Origin of the sequence: Leifsonia stereocauli, assembly GCF_038432415.1 — a bacterium.
Classification (GTDB): domain Bacteria; phylum Actinomycetota; class Actinomycetes; order Actinomycetales; family Microbacteriaceae; genus Orlajensenia; species Orlajensenia stereocauli.
This window is the reverse complement of the sequence record NZ_JBCAUN010000002.1, coordinates 369893-386703: the sequence shown is the minus strand read 5'-3', so window position 1 is coordinate 386703 and position 16811 is coordinate 369893. Positions and strand designations below refer to the sequence as shown.

17 protein-coding genes are annotated in these 16811 nt (G+C 69.4%); 4 read left to right on the top strand and 13 right to left on the bottom strand.

Annotation, left to right across the window (positions count from 1 at the left end; genetic code table 11):
- Nucleotides 1-54: 54 nt before the first annotated feature.
- The 9 genes from AADV74_RS10725 to hemE all read right to left on the bottom strand — a co-directional run bounded on the left by AADV74_RS10725 (nucleotide 55) and on the right by hemE (nucleotide 7931).
- Nucleotides 55-840, bottom strand: coding sequence for a uroporphyrinogen-III synthase (locus AADV74_RS10725; RefSeq protein WP_342113870.1), 786 nt, complete (start codon nucleotides 838-840; stop codon nucleotides 55-57).
- Nucleotides 841-1809: a hydroxymethylbilane synthase gene (gene hemC, locus AADV74_RS10720; RefSeq protein ID WP_342113868.1), complete on the bottom strand. Its 969-nt coding sequence runs from the start codon at nucleotides 1807-1809 to the stop codon at nucleotides 841-843.
- A complete protein-coding gene (locus AADV74_RS10715; RefSeq protein ID WP_342113867.1) occupies nucleotides 1806-3074 on the bottom strand; it encodes a ferrochelatase in 1269 nt (422 codons plus the stop codon). Before AADV74_RS10715 ends, hemC begins: the two co-directional genes overlap by 4 nt.
- A complete protein-coding gene (hemQ, locus tag AADV74_RS10710) occupies nucleotides 3074-3829 on the bottom strand; it encodes a hydrogen peroxide-dependent heme synthase (protein WP_342113866.1) in 756 nt (251 codons plus the stop codon). The genes AADV74_RS10715 and hemQ overlap by 1 nt, the downstream gene beginning before the upstream one ends.
- 81 nt (nucleotides 3830-3910) lie before the next feature.
- The gene (locus AADV74_RS10705) at nucleotides 3911-4213 is read right to left on the bottom strand and encodes a DUF3618 domain-containing protein (protein ID WP_342113864.1); all 303 of its coding nucleotides are present in this window, start codon (nucleotides 4211-4213) and stop codon (nucleotides 3911-3913) included.
- Nucleotides 4200-4610, bottom strand: coding sequence for a phage holin family protein (locus AADV74_RS10700; RefSeq protein WP_342113862.1), 411 nt, complete (start codon nucleotides 4608-4610; stop codon nucleotides 4200-4202). The genes AADV74_RS10705 and AADV74_RS10700 overlap by 14 nt, the downstream gene beginning before the upstream one ends.
- Nucleotides 4611-4622: 12 nt before the next feature.
- Complete coding sequence (locus AADV74_RS10695; RefSeq protein WP_342113859.1) at nucleotides 4623-5066, bottom strand: YtxH domain-containing protein; 444 nt, start codon at nucleotides 5064-5066, stop codon at nucleotides 4623-4625.
- A gap of 133 nt (nucleotides 5067-5199) precedes the next feature.
- Nucleotides 5200-6777: a protoporphyrinogen/coproporphyrinogen oxidase gene (locus AADV74_RS10690; protein WP_342113857.1), complete on the bottom strand. Its 1578-nt coding sequence runs from the start codon at nucleotides 6775-6777 to the stop codon at nucleotides 5200-5202.
- Nucleotides 6774-7931, bottom strand: coding sequence for a uroporphyrinogen decarboxylase (hemE, locus tag AADV74_RS10685; RefSeq protein WP_342113855.1), 1158 nt, complete (start codon nucleotides 7929-7931; stop codon nucleotides 6774-6776). Before hemE ends, AADV74_RS10690 begins: the two co-directional genes overlap by 4 nt.
- 348 nt (nucleotides 7932-8279) lie before the next feature.
- Here hemE and AADV74_RS10680 point away from each other — a divergent pair, with 348 nt between their 5' ends.
- Together AADV74_RS10680 and AADV74_RS10675 are read left to right on the top strand one after the other, a co-directional pair.
- A complete protein-coding gene (locus AADV74_RS10680) occupies nucleotides 8280-9623 on the top strand; it encodes a glutamyl-tRNA reductase (protein ID WP_342113853.1) in 1344 nt (447 codons plus the stop codon).
- Nucleotides 9623-10246: a GNAT family N-acetyltransferase gene (locus tag AADV74_RS10675; RefSeq protein WP_342113851.1), complete on the top strand. Its 624-nt coding sequence runs from the start codon at nucleotides 9623-9625 to the stop codon at nucleotides 10244-10246. The genes AADV74_RS10680 and AADV74_RS10675 overlap by 1 nt, the downstream gene beginning before the upstream one ends.
- Before the next feature lie 163 nt (nucleotides 10247-10409).
- On the opposite strand, the gene AADV74_RS10670 is transcribed toward AADV74_RS10675, so the two are convergent.
- Entirely contained in the window at nucleotides 10410-11795 is a 1386-nt protein-coding gene (locus AADV74_RS10670; protein ID WP_342113849.1) for a glycine--tRNA ligase, read from the bottom strand.
- A gap of 214 nt (nucleotides 11796-12009) precedes the next feature.
- Here AADV74_RS10670 and AADV74_RS10665 point away from each other — a divergent pair, with 214 nt between their 5' ends.
- A complete protein-coding gene (locus AADV74_RS10665) occupies nucleotides 12010-12441 on the top strand; it encodes a VOC family protein (RefSeq protein ID WP_342113847.1) in 432 nt (143 codons plus the stop codon).
- 31 nt (nucleotides 12442-12472) lie between these two features.
- Here the strand turns inward: AADV74_RS10665 and AADV74_RS10660 are convergent, their stop codons facing one another.
- The 3 genes from AADV74_RS10660 to AADV74_RS10650 all read right to left on the bottom strand — a co-directional run bounded on the left by AADV74_RS10660 (nucleotide 12473) and on the right by AADV74_RS10650 (nucleotide 16226).
- Nucleotides 12473-13099: a DNA alkylation repair protein gene (locus AADV74_RS10660; RefSeq protein WP_342113844.1), complete on the bottom strand. Its 627-nt coding sequence runs from the start codon at nucleotides 13097-13099 to the stop codon at nucleotides 12473-12475.
- 16 nt (nucleotides 13100-13115) lie between these two features.
- Nucleotides 13116-14024 carry a serine hydrolase gene (locus AADV74_RS10655; RefSeq protein WP_135120174.1) on the bottom strand — a complete coding sequence of 303 codons (909 nt, stop codon included), beginning with the start codon at nucleotides 14022-14024 and terminating at the stop codon, nucleotides 13116-13118.
- A 225-nt stretch (nucleotides 14025-14249) separates the two neighbouring features.
- Nucleotides 14250-16226, bottom strand: coding sequence for a M13 family metallopeptidase (locus AADV74_RS10650; protein ID WP_342113840.1), 1977 nt, complete (start codon nucleotides 16224-16226; stop codon nucleotides 14250-14252).
- Between the two features lie 62 nt (nucleotides 16227-16288).
- Here AADV74_RS10650 and AADV74_RS10645 point away from each other — a divergent pair, with 62 nt between their 5' ends.
- Complete coding sequence (locus AADV74_RS10645; protein WP_342113838.1) at nucleotides 16289-16663, top strand: YccF domain-containing protein; 375 nt, start codon at nucleotides 16289-16291, stop codon at nucleotides 16661-16663.
- The last annotated feature ends 148 nt before the right edge of the window (nucleotides 16664-16811 follow it).

Genomic DNA, 16811 nt, shown 5'->3' with positions numbered 1-16811 from the left:
TCCGGTTGGTGCGCTTCGGCCGCGGACTGTGTCCGGGCCTCAGCGACCGGGTACCTAGACCAGCGAATCCGCCTGGCGCACCAGGGCATCGATGAGCGACTCCGCGGTGCGGTCATCGGCGACGGCGTCCACCTCGAGGCCGTAGGCGCGGGCGTCACGGGCGGTCTGCGGTCCGATGCAGACGACGAGGGTGCCCTGGGGAAGCGGGCCGAGCTGCAGCTGCACCTGCTCGGCGACGGATCCACTCGTGACGAGGACGGCGTTGATACGGCCGGAGGCGACGTCGGCGGTCACCTGCTCCGAGACGGGAACGCCGATCGTGCGGTAGGCCACGACGGAGCGCACGTCGTGGCCGATGCGGCGCAGGCCCTCGCTGAGCAGCGGCTTCGCGATCTCGGAGCGGAGCGTGAGCACCTTGAGCGGGAAGGCCCCGGCCGTGGCCTGGGTCCACTCTTCGAGGAGCCCGCGAGCCGAATTGTCCTCGTGCGGAACGATGTCGACTCTGTAACCGGCGGCGGTGAGGGCCGCGGCAGTCGTCTCGCCCACGGCGGCGACATGGGTCTCGGTGGGGATGACGGCCCGGTGCGACGACAGCACGTCGACTGTCGTGGCGCTCGTGACGGTCAGCCAATCGAAGGCGCCCGCGGCGAGCTCGGCCAGCGCCGACGCCAGGGTCTCGGCGTCGTCGGTGGGGGCGAAGTTGATGAGCGGGGCGATGACGGGCGCGGCACCCTTGGCTCGCAGATTCGCGGCGACGCTGTCGCCCCATGGGCCACCACGAGGAACGAGGACGCGCCAGCCGTCGAGCGGGCGCGGAGCCTTGGCCTGTCGATCGATCACTTAGGTGCCCTTCGTGCCCTGGAGCGGAGCGAGTTCGGCGGCACCGTTGCCGAGAAGTTCTGCGACGACTCTACCCGCCACATCATCGGCTGATTCGGCCAGATGTGCTGCAGCATGGCTGTCGGGGGTCGCTGCGTGCGAACTTGTTACCTTCGCGGTGCCGTCAGGGCTGTAAACCGTGGCCGTGAGGAACAGCATGTCACTGTCGACGATGGCGGATGCCGCGATGGGGGCTGAGCATCCGGCTTCGAGTCCGGCGAGCACCAGACGCTCCGCGTCGACGGAGGCGCGCGTGGTCACGTGCTCGACGGAACGCAGGCCTGCCTCGAGGTGGCGCTCGAGCCGCCCGTCGCGCACCTCGACGGCGAGCGCGCCCTGGCCCGGAGCCGTCGGCCAGTCGTTGATGTCGAGCAGATCGGTCACGGCGTCGAGCCTGCCGAGGCGTCCGAGACCCGCCGCAGCGAGGATCACGGCGTCGAGGTCGCCATCGGCGACCCGTCCGAGGCGGGTGTCGACGTTCCCGCGGATGTCGACGACCTCGAGGTCGGGGCGGGCGGCGCGCAGCTGTGCCACGCGGCGAGGCGATCCCGTGCCCACTCGGGCGCCGGCGGGAAGGGTCGCAAGAGTGAGGCCGTCGCGGGCGCACAGGGCGTCGCGCGCATCAGCCCGCTTCGGCACGGCACCGATCCGCAGGCCGGGGTGCGGCGCCGTGGGCAGGTCCTTGAGCGAGTGCACGATGAGGTCGCACTCGTCGGCGAGCAGGGCCTCACGCAATGCCGAGGCGAAGACGCCGGTTCCGCCGAGGGAGGCGAGCGAGTCCGTGGAGGTGTCGCCGTGCGTCGTGATCGTCACGATCTCGACCTCCGAGCCCGATGCCGCGGCGATCTTCGCCGCGACGGCCTTGGTCTGCGCCAGCGCGAGCGCACTCCCGCGGGTTCCGACCCGGATCACCGATGCCGCGGCGCTCATGGAGCGATCCCGCCGAGTGCCGGCCTGAAACCGAGTCGCACGTTCTCGCAGCAACCCGGTCGGCAGACGTCGTACCAGGGGCCGAGTTCGGTGAGGGCGGGGCGCTCAGCCGTCGGAACACCCTCGACGCGCTCCATCACGAGGTCGACGAGACCGGAGACGAAAGCCGGGTGGGTGCCGGGCGTCGGCACGCGCACGGCCCGCAGTCCGTGCTCCTCAGCAGACTCCAGCGCCTCGTTGTCGAGGTCCCAGAGCACCTCCATGTGGTCGCTCATGAAGCCGAGCGGCACGATCACGATGGCCTTCACGCCGCGTGCAGGCAACAGGGCGATGGCGTCGTTGATGTCCGGTTCGAGCCATGGCTGCGTGGGTGGACCGCTGCGCGACTGGTAGACGAGCTGCCAGCTGAGAGGCGACGACACCGCCTCCCGCATGACGACCTCGGCCACGGCCTCGTGCTGCGCCGCGTAGGCTCCCCCGCCGCCGAAACCGCGGTCGGCCTCAGGGTCCGTACCGGTGGCCGAGGAGGCGTCGAGCACTGCCGGACCGGAGCGAAGCGCATCCGTCGTCGGAATCGAGTGCGTGGCGAACAGCACCTCGATCTCGGATTCGGCGATTCCGGATGCCGTCAGTTCGACGATGGCGTCGCGGACGCCCTCGATGAACGGCGTGACGAAGCCGGGGTGGTCGAAGAACTGGCGCACCTTGTCGATCTGGATGCTGTCGCCGAGGCCGGTGTCCTCGAGTGCGTCGGCGTAGTCCTCGCGGTACTGCCGGCAGCTGGAGTACGAGCTGTAGGCGCTCGTGGCGATGGCGATGAGCTTCCTGGCCCCGGCCTCAGCCGCCTCGGAGAGAGCGTCGTTCATGTACGGCTCCCAGTTGCGGTTGCCCCAGAACACGGGAAGGTCGAGTCCGCGGCTGGCGATCTCGGCCTCGAGGGCGGCCTTCAGCCTGCGGTTCTGCTCGTTGATCGGGCTGACGCCGTCGTAGTGGCGGTAGTGGTGCGCCACCTCCTCCAGCCTCTCGTCGGGGATGCCGCGGCCGCTCGTGACGTTGCGGAGGAACGGGATGACCTCGTCCTGACCCTCCGGACCGCCGAAGCCACTGAGCAGGATGCCGTCGTAGGCGACGGGAGTCTCGACGTGCTCGGCGCCGGACTGGGCGGCCGGCGTGGCGCCGGGAACGCGGGAGCCTGCGGCGCAGGGCGCGCTGGCTGCGGGGGACGGCTTGTGGGGCGCGGTGCCTCCGAGGTTGCGGGCGGCCATTACTGCAGCACCTCCACGAGCTCGGCAGTGCTGATGCGGCGGCCCGTGTAGAACGGGACCTCCTCGCGCACATGGCGTCGGGCATCCGTCGCCCGGAGTTCGCGCATCATGTCGACCAGGTCCGTGAGCTCGTCGGCCTCCATGGGCAGCAGCCACTCGTAGTCGCCGAGGGCGAACGACGAGACCGTGTTCGCGACGACGCCGCGGAAGCCGGCGCCCTTGCGTCCGTGCTCGGCGAGCATGCGTCCTCGGTCGGCATCCGGCAGCAGGTACCACTCGAAGCTGCGCACGAACGGGTAGACGGTCATCCAGCTCTTCGGCTCGACGCCGCGGAGGAACCCGGGAACGTGCGACTTGTTGAACTCCGCGTCGCGGTGAACGCCCATGGCGTTCCACGTGGGGAGGAGCGACTTGATCAGGCGCACCCGGCGGAGCTCGCGGTGGGCCCACTGCAGCGTCTCGGCGTCGTCGGCGTGGGTCCAGATCATGAGGTCGGCATCCGCGCGCAGTCCGGACACGTCGTAGAAACCGCGCACGGTCACGCCCTCGGTCTCGAGCAGGCGCACCACGTCGTCGAGCTCGGCGACGACGCGCGGAACGTCGTGCCCGTCGAAGTCATCGGGATTGGCGGGATCACGGCGGAAGACGGCGAAGAGCGTGAACCCCGAAGGAGATGCCTCGGGGGTGCTCGACACCTCCGACGAATCCGATTCGGGCACGGCGTCGGCTGCCTCACCGGCAGCGAGGGAAGTCATGCGTCCAGTCTCTCTCGCTTTGCGGTTCTTTCCAAAGCGGAGCGGGTGCCGCCCGATTCGCGGGCGGCGGAGCGACCCCGATCAGTCACGGGTCACGAGCGTGACGATCCCCCAGACGGCTCCCCCGATGACGACAGCGACGCCGACAGCCACTCCCGCGAGCGCCACCGGGTTCTCGGTGCGCAGGCGATCCAGTTCGCGACCCCAGCGCTCCGTGCGCTCACGCATCTTGCGGGGGACGTTCAGGCGATCCTCGATGGCGTTCAGCGTTGAGGCCAGTTCAATGCGAGCCCGCTTCACCTCGAGCCTCAGTTCGGTGCGCGACAACTCGTCGAGCGGACGTGGCTCGAGAAGGCTCCTGGTGCTCAGATCAGTGGTTGTCATACGGTCCGACCCCCTTCACAACATCGACGTCGGTCTGGATGTGCTCCTTGATGGTCGCCTCGGGCGCCTTGGTCGCGCGCTTGAAGCTCGCGACGCCGATGAGCACGACGATCACGATGATGACGAGCAGGATGCCCGCGACGATCAGCGCGGCCAACCACGCCGGCACGATGAGGGCGAAGGCGAAGACCGCAGACTCGATGAGAAGGGCGAACATCCAGAACAGGAAGAACAGCGCCACGATGAAGAGCACGAGGGCGACGCCGACGCTCTTGCCCCTGGCCGTGACCTCGGCCTTCAACGAGGCGATCTCGGCCTGGATCAGGTCGCGGATGAGCGTGGGGAGTTCGCTGAGGAGTTCGATCAACGACTGCTTCTTCAGTTTGGGCTCAGGCACTGCGCACCACCTCTATTCGGATTCGGACGAGCTGGGCTTCTTCCGGGCCTGGCCCGACGGAGCCTTGGCTGCCGCGGGCTTGCGCGCAGCCGCCTTCTTCGCGGCCGGCTGGTCGACGGGTTCTGCCACCGTGTAGGACTCGGTGTGGTGAACGGATGCCGCAGGCGCCGTCGCGGTCGACCCCGTGGCCGTGGCCGGACGGGCCGGAGTGGAGTACGACCGGGTCGGCGCGTGCTTCGGCTTCGAGTTCGTCGCCGCCGAGATCAGCTTCTTCACGCCGTCGAGCACCGAGTCGGAGACATCTCCGACGCGGGCGAATGCGAAGTCCTTGGCTGTGTCGACCCCGCTCTGCACGGCCGGCGTGTTCCACACGCTCTCCGCCGCCGACTTGATCTGCTCGTAGCGCAGTCGGCCGGCACGTGCTCCCAGCACGTAACCGACGGCGATTCCCGTCACGAAGAGGAGTTTGCCCCGCATGCCGTACCTCAATCCCGGATCGTTGGCGATTGGTCCAGCGTATAGCGCGTCTCGGGCAGTGACGAGGGGATTGACAACATTGCACCGCGATCGCAGTGCGGCCCGATGATGCTCATATTCCGGGTTCGGTATGCAGTACGGTGCGGCGCAGGCGTCGCGCGGACTCCCGCGCATCCGGGATCACCGAGGCCAGTCCGGTGCCGGCCACCCACGATCCGACGACGGCGATGGTCTCATCGGCGTCGATGGCGTCCCGCACCTGCTGCACCCGCGCGCGCTGGCCGATCGCGGCATGGGAGACGGCATCCGTCCACACCACCCGAGCCGATTCGACGAGGTGGGCCCGGGTCAGGGAGACCCCGAGGATGGCGGAGGCGTCGCCGAGGGCGAGGTCTTCGACGGCCTCGGTGCTCAGCTGCGCCGTCGGCAGCGGTTGCCCGACGCGACCGTAGGAGAGGCGCACGACGTTGCGTCCGCCTGCAGCAGCGTGGGCGCGCTCGGCGAGCCACGACCACTTGGCCGAGGCGTGGGTGAGTGCCTTGGCCGTCACGCCGGGCGTGCCCGACGCGACGAGCACGCCGGTTCCCCGGGGTGCATCGTCGAGCGCTGGCGCATCGAGCACCAGGGTGACGATCTCGACGGATGCCGCGGCCGGCCAGCCGAGGTCGGCCAGGTGCGCCCAGTCCTCGCGAGCGGCGGCCAGCAGGGGCACCGCCACGCCGGCCGGGGCCGCGACGACGACACGGCGGGCCCGCAGGTCGAGGTCTGCGGACGGTGCGTCCGCGTCTGGCGAGACCTCGCCGTCCGTCGTCGCCGCGGCCGTCACGGCCCAGCCCGGCTCACCGTTCCCCTCGGTGGGTGCCAATCCGTCGACACTCACGCCGGTTCGGATCTCCCCGCCGAGGTGGAGGATGTCGGCGACCAGGGCCGCGACGAGACGCGACATCCCGCCACGGATGCCCTGCACGGCCGACCCCGCCGTCGCCGACGAGCGCAGCTCGGCGACGGCGCCCGAGAGGGAGCCCGTGCGGGTCATGGCGGCGTTCAGACCTGGAGCGACCAGTGCGATGTCGAGGTCGTCGGCGTCCACCGAGTAGACGCCCGTCGACAGCGGCGACACGAGGCGATCGAGCACCTTGCTGCCCATGCGCTTGCGCACCAGCGGGCCGAGGCGCTGGGCGTGCCCGATCGTCAGGATCGGCCGGATGCGATCGAGGTAGGCGCGCCACGCCCCTGCCGTTCCGATGACTGCACGCACGTCGTCGGCGAGCGGCGAGGCCGGAATGCCGAGCAGAGATGTCTTCGGCGAGCGCACGGTGATGGCGCCGCCGCCCTTGAGGGCCGGCAGGTGCAGCCAGGAGCCTGCAGGATTCGGGTTGACGATCTGGTCGTCGATGCCGAGTTCGGCGAGCAGGGTCGCAACCGAACCCATGCGGGTGGCGAAGCTCTCGGCGCCGACGTCGACGGTGAGACCGGCCACGTCCTGGGCGCGCACGCAGCCGCCGACGACGTCCGCGGCCTCGAGCACCAGGGTGCGCAGGCCCACGCGCACGGCCTCGCGCGCGGCGACCAGGCCGGCGACGCCGCCGCCGATGACGAGCACGTCGTAGGGAGCTGCATCCGGGGCGGCATCCGTCACGACGTCATCCGTCACGACGTGGGGCGTGGCGTCGCGGCCGGCGTCGGTCATGATCCCAGCGAGTGCACGAGTTCCACCACGCGGGTGAGTACGTCGGGATCGGTGTCGGGCGAGACGCCGTGGCCGAGGTTCACGACGTGGGCCGGAGCGCTCCGCCCGCGTGACACGACGTCGCGCACGTGTGCCTCGAGCACTGGCCAGGGTGCGTAGAGCAGGGCGGGGTCGATGTTGCCCTGCAGCGGCACGGCGCCTCCGAGTCGGCGGTTGGCCTCGTCGAGCGGCACCCTGTAGTCCACCCCGACGACGTCGGCCCCGACGTCTCGCATGGCGGCGAGCAGCTCGCCGGTGCCGACACCGAAGTGCACGATCGGCACGGTGCGACGCTCGACCGACGGGTCTGCGCCCTCGTCGTGAGGACGAACCTTGTAGCTCAGTCCGTGCACGTGCTTCAGTGCGCGAGCGGATGCCGGAGCCACGTGCTTCTCGTAATCGGCCAGCGACAGCGCGCCGGCCCACGAGTCGAACAACTGCGCTGCGCTGGCGCCGGCGAGCACCTGCGCCCGCAGGAACCGACCCGTGACGTCGGCGGTCCACTCCATGAGAGCGCCCCATGCTGCCGGGTCGGCGTGCATGAGGGTGCGGGCGGCGAGATGGTCCTTCGACGGACCGCCCTCGACGAGGTAGGCCGCGAGGGTGAACGGAGCGCCGGCGAAGCCGATCAGCGGGATGGAGCTGTTGCCGTCGCCGAGGCTGGAGAGGCCGGCGACGGTGAGCTTCACGGCCTCGGTGATGGGGGCGATCACGTCGTCGAGGCTCGCGGGATCGATCGACGTGAGAGCCGCGACCTGCGCCGACGTGCGCACGGCCTCCCCCAAGACGGGTCCGCGACCCGGCACGATCTCGACGTCGACGCCCACCAGCTTCAGCGGAACGACGATGTCGCTGAAGAAGATTCCGGCGTCGACCTTGTGGCGACGCACGGGCTGCAGGGTGATCTCGCTCGCGAGGGCCGGGTCGAGGCAGGCATCGAGCATCTTGGTGCCCACGCGCAGCTCGCGGTACTCGGGGAGCGAACGACCGGCCTGGCGCATGAACCAGACGGGAGGAATGTCCTGCCGCACGCCCTGATAGGCACGCACCAGCCGCGACTCGGTCGTGCGGCCACTGGACAGGGGGTGCTGCGACGGAAGACTCACGTGCTCCATTGTCTCATCCGCTTGCTGAGGGCCGAGCGGGGCGACCGCCCGAAGCGACCGAAGCGGAAGGCGCACCCCGAACGGGGCCGCGCCGTGGGCGCGACCCCGTCGTGCGCACCGCCCCTACGCGGGTTGCAGTGGAGACGGCAACGACGCCCGATCCGTGCGTGTGCAGCGGATGTGCGTCGATTCGTCGGTGGGCGGCCCGGCTGGCCGGGCTGCTTGGGGTCATCCTAAGCACGCGAAGCACGCGCACGCATGTCCCCATCCGCGTGACGCGACGATCGGTGCCGCTGCTGAGCCGGGTCGGGGGCAGCCCTGCAGGAAGCACGCTCTCGAGCGATTACAATCGAACCCGTGCTCATCTGTCTCTCCGCGAGTCACAAGAACTCGAGCTTCGACCTGCTCGAGCGATTGAGCGTCGATGCCGGACAACTCGGACGCCGCATCGTCGGCTCCCATGACTCCCTCGGCGGTGCCGTCGTCGTCGCGACGTGCAACCGCTTCGAGGCGTACCTCGATCTCGACGAGCCCGAGGGAAACTCCCCTCTCGCGGCTGTCTCGGCGACCCTCGAGGCGGTGGCGGCCGAGAGCGGCGTGAGCAGCGAGACCCTCCGCGAATCGCTCGCGCTCACCCATGGGAACAACGTCGCCGAGCACCTGTTCGCCGTCTCGGCCGGACTCGAGTCCGTCGTCGTCGGCGAGGGCGAGATCGCCGGCCAGGTTCGCCGCTCGCTCGAGCGCGCGCGCACCGTCGGCACCACGACCCCCGAGCTGGAGCGCCTGTTCCAGCGCGCTTCGCAGACGTCGCGCGGCATCAAGAACCGCACGGGCATCGGATCCGCCGGCCGCTCGCTCGTACGCCTCGCCCTCGACCTCGCCGAGAGCCGCATCCCCGACTGGTCGACCCAGAAGGTGCTGCTCATCGGCACCGGCCGCTACGCCGGTGCCTCGCTCGCGAACCTCCGCGAGCGCGGAGTCACCGATGTGCAGGTGTACTCGCCGTCGGGCCGCGGCCGCAAGTTCGCAGCCAACCATGACCTGCCGGCCATCTCGGTGGCCGACTACCCCGCGGCTGCGGCATCCGCCGACGTGATCGTGGCCTGCTCCGCCGTCGAGGCCTTCGTGCTCACAGCCGACGACGTGCTCACGGGCCGCGACGCCGTGCAGATGCTCGGACGCGCCGTCGACTCCCGCGCCCGCCAGCTCGTGATCGATCTGGGCCTGCCGCGCAACATCGACCCCGCTGTCGGCGAGATCGACGGCATCTCGCTGCTCGACCTCGAGACCATCCGACTGCACGCCCCGCTCGACGAGTTGACGGCGACCGACGAGGCCCGCGCCATCGTCGGCAGGGCGGCTCGCAAGTTCGGCAAGGTGAGCGAGGAGATCAACCTCGCGCCTGCCGTCGTGGCGTTGCGCAGGCACGTGCTCGGCATCGTCGACGATGAGATCGCCCGCGCCCGCGCGCGCGGCGACGACTCCGCTGCCACGGAGCAGGCGCTGCGGCACCTCGCCGGCGTGCTGCTGCACACCCCCATGGTGCGCTCGCGCGAGTACGTGGCGCGGGGCGAACAGCGCACCTGGATCGACGGGGTCGAGGCGATCTTCGGTGTCGTCCCCGAAGTCGCGGCATCCGTCACCGCGGTCGACGACCCGGCTGACGACGAGGATGCCGGATTCGGCCTCTCGGCCTCCTGATGGCGTCGCCGGCTCCAGCGCTGAAGCTGCCCTTCGACGTCGCCGCCTACGACGGTGCTCCGATCATCACCGAGCGGCTCGTGCTGCGTCCCCTCGGCGACTCCGATGTCGCCGACGTCTGGGAGTACCAGCGCCTCGAGGAGGTGCTGCGCTTCATCCCATGGCCGCGCCGCACCGCGGAGGAGGGCGCTGAGCACACCCGCAAGCGCGCAGGCATGCGCACCGTCACGGCCGACGGCGACGCCGTGTTCTTCGCCTGCGTGCTCCCCGACGAAGCTTCGCTGTTCGGCGACGGCGGTGGGCGCGTCATCGGCGACGTCATGCTGCGGCTCTCGGATGCCGGCAACGCCGACGTCGAGATCGGCTGGGTGTTCCACCCCGACTACGCCGGGCGCGGCTTCGCCACCGAGGCGTCTGCCGCTGTCCTGGCGCTGGCCTTCACTGTGCTCGACGCGCACCGCGTCCACGCGCAGCTCGACCCGCGCAACACCGCGTCGGCCGCCCTGTGCGAGCGACTCGGGATGCGGCACGAGGGCACCACGCGCGAGACCTTCTACGACAAGGGAGAGTGGTCGGACTCGGCGTTCTACGGCATCCTGCGCTCGGAGTTCGACGCGCGCTGAGCCGCTTCGCTCGGTCGCTGAGGCCGGACGACGGTCGCCGAGGCCGGACGAAGTCCACGGGTCGACATGTGCTCACGTTGTCGCGTCGCGTTCTGCGTATCGCCTTGGTCGGGGCTGCCGCCCTTCGCGTAAGTCGAGAAGGATCCACTGGATCCTTCTCGACCTACGCGCCCTTGAGCCGCTCGGCCAGGAAGGCGTGCAGGCCGGCGAGCGGCACACGCTCCTGCTGCATGGTGTCGCGGTCGCGCACCGTGACTGCCTGGTCCTCGAGCGAGTCGAAGTCGACCGTCACGCAGAACGGGGTTCCGACCTCGTCCTGGCGGCGGTAGCGGCGACCGATGGCGCCGGCATCGTCGAAGTCGACGTTCCAGCTCTGGCGCAGCTCCGCCGCGAGCGAGCGGGCCATCGGCGACAGGGCCTCGTTGCGCGACAGCGGCAGGATGGCGGCCTTGACCGGCGCCAGGCGCGGGTCGAGCTTCAGCACCGTGCGCTTGTCGACGCCGCCCTTCGCGTTCGGCACCTCCTCCTCGTGGTACGCATCGACGAGGAATGCCATCAGCGAGCGGGTGAGGCCGGCCGCCGGCTCGATCACGTAGGGGATCCAGCGCTCGTTCTTGGTCTGGTCGAAGAACGAGAGGTCCTTGCCGGATGCCTCGGAGTGGGTGCGTAGGTCGAAGTCGGTGCGGTTCGCGATGCCCTCGAGCTCGCCGAACTCGCTGCCCGTGAAGCCGAAGCGGTACTCGATGTCGACAGTGCGCTTCGAGTAGTGGCTGAGCTTGTCCTGGGGGTGCTCGTAGAAACGCAGGTTCGCCGGGTCGATGCCGAGACCGGTGTACCAGCTCATGCGCTGCTCCATCCAGTACTCCTGCCACATCTCGTCGGTGCCGGGCTCGACGAAGAACTCCATCTCCATCTGCTCGAACTCGCGCGTACGGAAGATGAAGTTCCCGGGAGTGATCTCGTTGCGGAAGCTCTTGCCGATCTGGCCGATCCCGAACGGCGGCTTCTGGCGCGAGGCCTGCAACACGTTGGCGAAGTTCACGAAGATGCCCTGAGCGGTCTCGGGGCGCAGGTACTGCAGTCCGGACTCGTCGTCGACGGGGCCGAGGTAGGTCTTCAGCAGGCCCGAGAAGGCGCGCGGCTCGGTCCAGGTGTGGCGGTTGCCGCAGTTGGGGCAGGCGATGTCGTCGAGGCCGTTCTCGGGAACGCGGCCCTTCTTCTCCTCGTACTCCTCCTCGAGGTGGTCTGCACGGAAGCGCTTGTGGCAGTGCTGGCACTCGACGAGCGGGTCGCTGAAGACCTCGACGTGGCCGGATGCCTCCCACACCTGCTTCGGCAGGATGACACTGGAGTCCAGGCCCACGACGTCGTCGCGGCTCTGCACCATGTAGCGCCACCACTGCTTCTTGATGTTCTCCTTGAGCTCGGTGCCGAGGGGCCCGTAGTCCCACGCGGATCGCGACCCTCCGTAGATCTCGCCGGCCTGGAAGACGAACCCGCGATGACGGGCGAGGGCGATGACGGCGTCGAGACGGCTGGGTGCGGCCATGGTGGCTCCAATGGGGCGATGGGGGCGAGCGGGAACCGCGCGATCTCGAGGCGAAGCACGGAGCACGGTGCCTCCAGTTTAGGGAGTGATCCTGAACCACGGGTGCGTGCCGGTGGCGGCACGATGGCGATGACGCCTCTGTTCCTGCGGGTCACCGGCGCCGGGGCGGCGAGGTGAACCGTCGACTCAGGGTGCCTCGTCCTACGCTCGAGGCATGACCGCTCGCATCTCCAATGTCACGTTCCACGCCGCAGACCCGGGAGCTCTCGCCCGATTCTGGAGCGGCGCCATGGGCTACCCCGAACGCATCGGCTGGCCGGCCGAGGAGGTCGCCGAGCTGAAGGAGGCCGGGCTGAGCGACGACGACATCGCGGCGCGGGCCGAGGCCTGGGATGGCGACCCGGCTCACCAGCGCTTCTACTTCACCCGCTACGACCACGAGCGGCGCCAGCGGAACCGCATGCACATCGACATCACCCCGTTCGACGATAGGCGCGCCACCCGTGAGGAGTTGGAGGTCGAACGTGATCGCCTCGTCGCACTGGGCGCATCCGTGGAGAAGACCCTCACGGGTTCGTGGGGACCCTACGAGGAGTTCGCCATCATGATGCGCGACCCCGAGGGGAACGAGTTCTGCCTGCAGTGACGCCCACGGGAATCCCCTCCGCGCGCGGGTACTACTCCAGGGTGGCCCGCACCCGATCCACGGCATCCTGCAGCGCGGGGTCGGCGATGGATGCGGCATCCTGCGCCGACCGCAGGCGCCGCTCCAGTCGATCGTGATCGACGGCGATCCCGCCCGCCTTCAGCTCACGCAGCGCCGCCAGCACCGCCGCACGTCGCAACCACACGTCGGGGTCGCGCGCCCAGCGGTCGAGCACGAGTTCGGCGCGCGCTCGACCGCGCCGGTCGAGGGCGCGCAGCATGGGGCCGACCACATCGACGGCGAGCAGGTCGACGAGCTCCGGCATCCGTCCCTCCCGCACGAATCCCTCGATGCGAGTGAGGTCGGTTCCGATGAGCTCGCGAGCATGCGACTGCAGCAGCACCACCGCGGCGAGGCGGCGCTCGAAGACCGGGCGGCGCCACAACTCCGAGCTGAGCGCCGTGACCTCGTCGTGGCCCAGCTCGGGGTAGCGACGACCGGCGTCCCGCACTGTGCCGCGCACGATGCCGACGGATGCTCCGTAGAAGTCGAGGTCGCTGCCGAGGCGTTCGCGCTCAGCATCGGCCCGATACGGCGAGGCCTCGAGCTGCAGGGCGGCGTCGATCCAGTCGGCGACGTCGGGAACCGAGGCGATCACGGAAACACTGTCGTGTTCAGTGCACGTACTCCAGCAGATCGAGCCCGACCTGGCGCATGCCGTCGAGCACCGCGAGACGCGCCTGGAGGTTGGTGTCTGCGAAGTACATCGACACGGCGTAGGTGACGGCGGTGCGGGGGCCACGGAGCACGCCCACCTCGGCGCGCACGCCGCCGTCGGCTCCGGTCTTGTTGACCAGCAGGATTCCGTGGTCGGCGCCCCTGTGCGCGAGAGGGTCGAGGCCGAAGGCGCTGGCGACGAGCGAGAGGTCGGCGTTGAGCGAGAGCCAGCCGATGACGCGCTGCGACACCTCCTTCGACACGATCTCGCCGCGCGCGAGCGACGCGAACAGCCAGGTGAGCTCGCTGGCCGCACCGATGCTCAGCTGCGGAGCGTCGTCGGGTCCGCGGTGGTCGCGCACCAGGTCGAGCAGGGCCGTGCGCTTGAGACCGAGGGCCTCGGTGCGCGCCCGCACCGATTCGAGGCCTACGGTGCGGATCAGCACGTTGGTGGCCAGGTTGTCGCTGGTGGCGCCCACGAGAGCGGCGAGGTCGGCGATCGGCAGGGCCGGGGCCTGCAGGTGCTGCCAGATGCCGGAGTCGCCCACGAAGTCGGCGGTCTCCCGATCGAGGATGGTGTAGCCGTTGAAGGCGGGGTCCGACAGGCGCGCGGCCACCTCGACGAGCAGCAGCACCTTGCCGATGCTCGCGGTCGGCATCACCACGTGGTCGTCGACCGAGAACAGCACGCGGCCCGACGCGAGATCCGTCGCCCGCGCCGACACCTGCACGCCGCTCACGGCAAGGGAACCGAGCGCGCTGAAACCGCGCGAGAAGTTGTCGTCGGCGTCGCCGCCGATGTGGCGGCCTGCCCGCTGGGAGGTGTGCCGGGCGCGACGCTCGGACTCCATGGCGGGGATCGTCAACGGGGCTCCTCGGTGGGGGCTCTGGCGTCGAACGTGAGTGCGGGCGCAGTGCACTTTCCGATGTGACGCGAAAGGGGTTCAGGGCAGCATAACCCGACCGGATGCGGTGCGCATCGCAACTCGGGTCGAGCGTAGGCATGTTCTATTCACAGTCTCCACAGAGTTATCCACATTCGAACGTGAATCATGAGTGAAGCATGGTGGAACGAGCCGGAAATGCCCGGTTCACCAGATGGTGACGCGATCCTCCTCGGCCAGCCACAGGGCATCCGTCGGCCGCACGTCGAAGGTCGTGTAGAACTCGTCGATGTTGCGCACGATCTGGTTGCAGCGGAACTCGTTCGGCGAGTGCGGGTCGATCGCGATGAGGCGGACGACCTCCTCGTCACGCGCCTTGAGCTGCCAGGCCTGCGCCCACGACAGGAAGAAGCGCTGCGCTCCGGTGAGGCCGTCGATGACGGGGGGCTCTTGGCCATCGAGCGAGATCAGGTAGGCCTTCCACGCGATGGCGAGGCCACCGAGGTCGCCGATGTTCTCGCCGATGGTGAGCGCGCCGCTCACGTGGTGCTCGGGCACCTGCAGGGGCGCGAGCGCGTCGTACTGGGCGATGAGCGATGAGGTGCGCTCCTCGAAGGCGGCGCGGTCCGCCTCGGTCCACCAGTCGGTGAGGCGGCCGTCGCCGTCGTACTTCGATCCCTGGTCGTCGAAGCCGTGCCCGATCTCGTGGCCGATCACGGCGCCGATCGCGCCGTAGTTCGCTGCGGCATCCCGATCGGGGGCGAAGAACGGGAACTGCAGGATGGCCGCCGGGAACACGATCTCGTTGAAGCCGGGGTTGTAGTACGCGTTGATGGTCTGCGGGGTCATGAACCACTCGTCGCGGTCGAGCGGCTTGCCGATCTTGCCGAGCTCGCGGTTGAACTCGAATTCGCTCGTGGCACGCACGTTGGCGACGAGGTCGCCGGAGCGGATGTCGAGGGCCGAGTAGTCGCGCCACTTCACCGGGAAGCCGATCTTGGGCGTGAACTTCTCGAGCTTGTCGAGGGCTCGCTCGCGGGTCTCGGCGCTCATCCAGTCGAGGCCGGTGATCGACTGGCGGTAGGCCTCGACGAGGTTGGCCACGAGCACGTCCATGGCGGTCTTCGACTCCGCCGGGAAATGGCGCTCGACGTAGATGCGCCCGACGGCCTCACCCATGGCGCCCTCGACGAGCGAGACGCCGCGCTTCCATCGGTCGCGCATCGACGGGGTGCCCGTGAGCGTGCGGCCGTAGAAGTCGAAGTTCGCCTCGACGAATGCCGTCGAGAGGTACGCCGAGTTCGAGCGGATGACCTGCCATGCCAGCCAGTCGCGCCAGGCCTCGAGGTGCGCCTCGTCGAGCAGGGTGCCGAGGCCTGCGAGGAAGGAGGGCTGGCGAACGACGAGCTCGTCGAAGGAGCCGGCCGGGGCACTGAGCGCGTCGAACCAGACGTCGAGGTCGGCTCCGGATGCCGCCGACGCCGACGCGGCGGCATCCGCCCACGTGGTGAGGTTGTAGGTCTTCTCGCTGTCGCGCGATGCGACGTTGTCCCAGTGCTGGGCGGCGATGGCCGCCTCGAGCTCGAAGACGCGGGCGGCGCGGGCCTCGGCGTCGTCGAGGCCCGCGAGACCGAACATGCGGGCGAGGTGGGCCTGGTACTTCTCGCGGATCTCCGCGAACTTCTCATCTCGGAAGTAGCTCTCGTCGGGCAGGCCGATTCCGCCCTGCTCGACGAACACGAGGTAGCGCTCGGGGTTTCCCGGGTCGTTGTCGACGAAGAGCTGGGCGAAGCCGCTGGTTCCGGCGCGCTCGAGAGAGCCGAGGGCGCTCAGCAGGTCGGGGATGGAGCGGACTGACGCCGCGAGCGCCAGCTGCTCGGCGATGGGTGTCGCTCTCAGCTCCTCGATGCGCTCCTCGTCCATGAAGCTGGCGTAGAGGTCGCCCACCTTGCGCTCCTCGACGGAGGCGTCGGCTCCGGCATCCGCAGACTCCACGATGATGTCGCGCACGGCCTTCTCGGCCTCCTCGTGCAGGAGGTAGAACGAGCCGTAGCGGGCCTTGTCCGCTGGGATCTCGGTGCGTTCGATCCACTTGCCGTTGACGTGCCTGAACAGGTCGTCCTGCGGGCGGATACCTGCGTCGAGTTCGTCGAGGTCGATTCCAGAGCTGAGAGCATCGGTCATGGCGTTCAGCCTATTGGCCGCGCCCGGGCGTACACCCAGCATCCGACTGCTTGAATGACTCCATGCGACTGCTCCTGAACATCATCTGGCTCGTGCTCTCGGGCTTCTGGCTGTTCCTCGGCTACGTCGCCGCCGGTGTCATCTGCTGCATCCTCATCATCACGATCCCGTTCGGCATCGCCTCGTTCCGCATCGCGCTCTACGCTCTCTGGCCGTTCGGTCGCACCGTCGTGGCGACGCCGACCTCCGGCGCCCTCTCCTTCATCGGCAACGTGATCTGGTTCGTCGTCGCCGGACTGTGGCTCGCCATCGCCCACGTCGTCTCGGCTGCGGCGCTGGCCATCACGATCATCGGCATCCCGTTCGCCTGGGCCAACCTCAAGATGATCCCGGTCTCGCTGGCGCCGCTCGGCAAGCAGATCATCGATCAGCGGTAGGTGTCGCGCGGTCGTATCCGGGCGGACTGGCCCGATGGAGATCATCGATCTGACGGATGTCCCCGCGCACGTGCTGCTGCTCGCCCGTCACGAGGGTGTCGACCTCGACACGGCCGTCGCGGAGAAGTGGCTGCGCTGGCGCCGGTAA